At 71.2% G+C, this 4,000-nt stretch carries 4 protein-coding genes and 1 pseudogene; 2 read left to right on the top strand and 3 right to left on the bottom strand.

From position 1 onward, the window contains the following. Positions 1-258 (bottom strand): annotated as a pseudogene (locus tag LCD31_RS28345) (hypothetical protein); the annotation flags it as partial. Between the two features lie 112 nt (positions 259-370). On the opposite strand from LCD31_RS28345, the gene LCD31_RS28340 reads away from it, so the two are divergent. Beyond that, entirely contained in the window at positions 371-1,087 is a 717-nt protein-coding gene (locus LCD31_RS28340; RefSeq protein ID WP_224963180.1) for a 3-keto-5-aminohexanoate cleavage protein, read from the top strand. A 313-nt stretch (positions 1,088-1,400) separates the two neighbouring features. Further along, entirely contained in the window at positions 1,401-1,646 is a 246-nt protein-coding gene (locus LCD31_RS28335; protein ID WP_224963179.1) for a hypothetical protein, read from the top strand. A 497-nt stretch (positions 1,647-2,143) separates the two neighbouring features. On the opposite strand, the gene LCD31_RS29880 is transcribed toward LCD31_RS28335, so the two are convergent. Further along, a complete protein-coding gene (locus LCD31_RS29880; RefSeq protein WP_224963182.1) occupies positions 2,144-2,392 on the bottom strand; it encodes a GNAT family N-acetyltransferase in 249 nt (82 codons plus the stop codon). Positions 2,393-2,675: 283 nt separating this feature from the next. Continuing rightward, positions 2,676-3,053, bottom strand: a complete 378-nt coding sequence (locus LCD31_RS28325; protein WP_224963177.1) for a hypothetical protein — start codon at positions 3,051-3,053, stop codon at positions 2,676-2,678. Positions 3,054-4,000 lie beyond the last annotated feature (947 nt).

Raw genomic sequence — 4,000 nt, 5'->3', positions numbered from 1 at the left:
CACGTACTCCGCACCCCGCTCCGACAACCGGTACGACTGCCCCGACCGCTCCACCAACCCCAAATCCGCCAACCACCACGCCTGCGCCTTCACCCGCGACACCGGACGCCCCACCTCCGCGGCCAACTCCGCCGCCCGCACCCCAGGCCGATCCCGCACCGACTCCAACAACCACCGCGTCCACGGCCCCCGAGCCGAATCCACGTCCCACCCCGCCAACCGGCGATCGATCGCCAACCGCTCCCGAGCACCCAACATCACCACACCACCACGCTAACCACCCCACCGATGATCACGACACGCCACCGGCACGGCAACGACCCAGCGCACCGAATACCCCGCACCCCCGGAAACCGCCACAATCAGGCACATGCTCCAGGCCTGCCTCAACGGCGCCCGGACCCCGCGCGAGCACCACCACCTGCCCGTGCACCCCGAACAGCTCGCCACCGCCGCAGCCGCCTGCACCGCGGCCGGAGCCACCGAACTCCACCTGCACCCCAAACACCCCGACGGCACCGACAGCCTCGACCCGCACATCCTCGCCGCCACCCTGCTCGCCGTCCGCGCCGCCGCCCCCGGAACCCCCATCGGCGTCACCACCGGAGCCTGGACCGCACCCGACCCCCGCGACCGCATCACCGCCATCCGCTCCTGGACCGTGCTGCCCGACCACGCCTCGGTCAACTGGCACGAAGACGGCGGCGACGACATCGCCACCGCCCTCCTCGACCGCGGCATCGCCGTCGAAGCAGGCCTGCACTCCGGCACCGACGGACCCGACCGGTTCCGCACCGCACCCACCCGCGACCGAGTCCTGCGCGTCCTCGCCGAAGTCACCGACCCCACCACCCGCGGCGCCGCCACCACCGCCGACACCCTCCTCGACCACATCGGACCCGCCCGCAGCCCCGTCCTGCTGCACGGCTCCGGCGCAGGCGCCTGGCCCGTGCTCACCCTCGCCGCCCACCGCGGCCTCGACACACGCATCGGCCTCGAAGACACCCTCCAACTCCCCGACGGCGACATCGCCCCCGACAACGCCGCACTCGTCACCACCGCCACCCGCATCCTCAACCGCCGCTGACACCACGCACCCGCACCAGCGGCAGGGGAACGGCACCCCGCTCCTTGAGGCAGCAGTGGGCGCCCGCGCCGCCGAACCGGGGTGTAGCGGACGCATGATCGACGCTTGGTTGAACAGGATCGGCGACCGGCGGATGTGAGCGGCGATCCGATGCCAGGGGCGGATGACCGGCCGAAGGACAGGCCGGCCACCCGCCTGTTTTCGGCTCAGCGGTGCCGTCGACCTGATAGCGTCCGAAAACGCCCGCTCGGACTGGAACGGAAACGGGCTCCCGCGGGCGGCACCGAGCCCGAGACGATGGGGGTTGATCGTCGTGATCTCAGCAGTGGCGCTCTTCGTGCTCATGCTCGCGGTGGTGGTCAGCCTGCTCGCTCGACGCCGCCGGGCTCCTCGCGGTGACGGCTACACCGCGGCCCCGTTCATCGGGTCCGGCGGCGCCCACCCCTCCACGCACAGCACCTCCGTGCACGGCCGCGGATTCGACGGAGGCGACGTCTGCGGCGACCTCGACGGCGAGGGCCGCGGTGACGCCCGCAATGGTGACGGTGGCGGCGGCTGAGACCACCCGCACCGGCTTCGCGGGCGTGTCGCAGCACAAGCCGCCCGAGGACCGTTCCCGTCCACCTACGTCCAGGAGTTCGTCGAGGCCACCGCAGTGCGGGAGCTGACCCGACCACGCCACGCTCGTCTGCCCGACCACACCGATCACCGGCAGCGCGTTCAGCCCGCCAACCCCGCGCAATCCCGGCAACGAACCCTCCGAGGCCGCCGCACCCGACTCGCCGGACTCACCCCCGCACCGAACGCACCCTGCTCAACTCCCGGTGACAGCAGGGGAGCGGACCCCCGATACCGGCACCGGCACCAACTCCCGCGCCAACCCGCCCCGCAACGTCGCCACCACATCCAACGGGTAGTTCTGCCGCACCCGCCCCGAACCCGACGGCACGATTTCGGGGCCGAACGCCGCTGGCCACGCGATCATCGGCTCGGCGTCGATGAGGTCGCCGGATGCGACTGCACGGTGACGTTCACACGAGTCCGCGCGAAGGGCGTTCAGCCTTCGGCGTCACCTACCGACCGTCCGACGACGACCACGTCATGAATCACGCCGCCGCCCAGATCAGCAACGCCCGGCAGTCGTCCCCACTCGTGGAAGCCATGCGATCGGAAGAGTCGGAGGCTGGCCGTGTTGCTGGCGAAGATGGTCGTGGCCAGGGTTCGCACTCCCAATTTCGGAGCATGCGCGACCGCTTCGCCCAGCAGATAGGTGCCTTGTCCTCGGCCACGGTGCTCGGGGTGCAGATATACGGCGACATCTAGATGTCGACGATCGCGGTCAGGCCCTCACGAGTGGCCAGACGGTGGCAGTAGCGCAACGGAACTCCTGTTCTGCGCGGAACGTGGTCGAGAGCGATCACCGTCGTGATCGCCTACTTTGCCACCGGGGTCGGCTACGCCTCCCGGACCGATGCACAGACACTGCTGCTGAAAGTGAACGAGGCGACCTCAACCGCCCCGACGAGGACGAGGTGCAGCTCGGGGCTGCACCCGCAGTCGCGGCTCGGCGCTGCGCGGGCGGTAGCGCTCAGCAGGCAGAAGAGAGGTGCGCCCGCACGCGCTCGCGCAGCAGCTCGTACTCCGCCTGCATCCGCCGCAGCGGGCCGCGCACGACCACCTCACCCGGCCCGACGACCTCCTCGGGGGCGAACTGCTCCCGGGTCAGATCCACCTCCACCGAACCGAGCAGGTTCCACCAGTGGAAGTCGACCCGCGCGCCGGCGACGAGGACTTCGCCGCGCAGCAGCTCACCGCCGAGGAAGTCCTGCAGCACCAGCGCGGTCACCCCGCACTGGCCGCGCGCGGGGTTTCGCGGTGACCACTCGGAGAGGTCTTCGGGGGCGCAGGTGTCGGCCCCCCAGGAACAGCGGAACGCGTGTTCGATCCCGGTCAACGTCATCGGCATGGGGACTGCCTACCGGTGGGGACCGACAGGTGGTGCGGTGATCGGCGGGTGCGACGTGGCCGGCCGGCTCGTCCCGACGCCGAGGCCGAGTCGATGGATGCCGGTGCTGGCGGTGGTGTGGGGTGCCGTGCGGGCGGGGTGCTGGCTTGGCTCGGTGGTGTGCGGAGCGTTCGTGCGGCTGCGGGGAGCGGTCGGAGGAGGCCGGATCTCCGTTACTTGACATAATGTAGATTATCGGCACTCCGGTGACCTCGGAACATCCGAGCCGGGAGGGGTCGGCGGCCGGGCGTGCAATGCGGGCGCGCGTCGGGCCTGCGTTCGCCGACGGGTGTCGCGGTGGCTCGACGGCGCGGTGCCGTTCGTCGGTTCGGCGAGGCGCCCGGCGGCAGCTGGCGGCGGCGTCCCGGCTGCGCGGCGGACCGCCGGCTCGCCGCCACGGCACGAACCATCCCCGAGGTACATCCCGAAGAGCCCGTCCGTCCGCCGCAAAACGTCACAGTGACGTTTTGCGGGGTGGCTGCGGGCCGCGCGGGACCAGGCGACCGCATGACCCGCCGCGCGAACAAGATCCACAAAACCCTCGGATGATCAAGCTCCACGAGGCCGAGCCGTCGGACCTCGGACCGGATCGGCGGACCCGACGGCGGCGGCCGCGAACATCCCGCACGACGGGCGCCGAACCGGCGAGCACACCGACATCGCCGCCGCGCGGGAGCGGCCGGGGTCCCCCGTGGCCGGGCCCCCGCCCCCTTCTCTATTTGATGGATAATCAACGTTATCCACCAAACAACCACGTTGATCGACTTCGAGATCGCGCCGCCACGACTCCGCTACCGCGACACCTCGAACGCTCCGCACCGGACACCGCTCCCCACCGCGCGCCCAGCCGATCCTCGCGGCCCCCTCGCCGACGGACTCCGCCATCCCCGTCCCGATCATCCCGCGTC

The sequence above is a fragment of the Saccharopolyspora sp. 6M genome (assembly GCF_020176775.1).
In the GTDB taxonomy this organism is placed as follows: Bacteria; Actinomycetota; Actinomycetes; order Mycobacteriales; family Pseudonocardiaceae; genus Saccharopolyspora_C; species Saccharopolyspora_C gregorii.
Note: the sequence above shows the minus strand (reverse complement) of the source record. Positions and strands in the feature narration are given on the sequence as shown.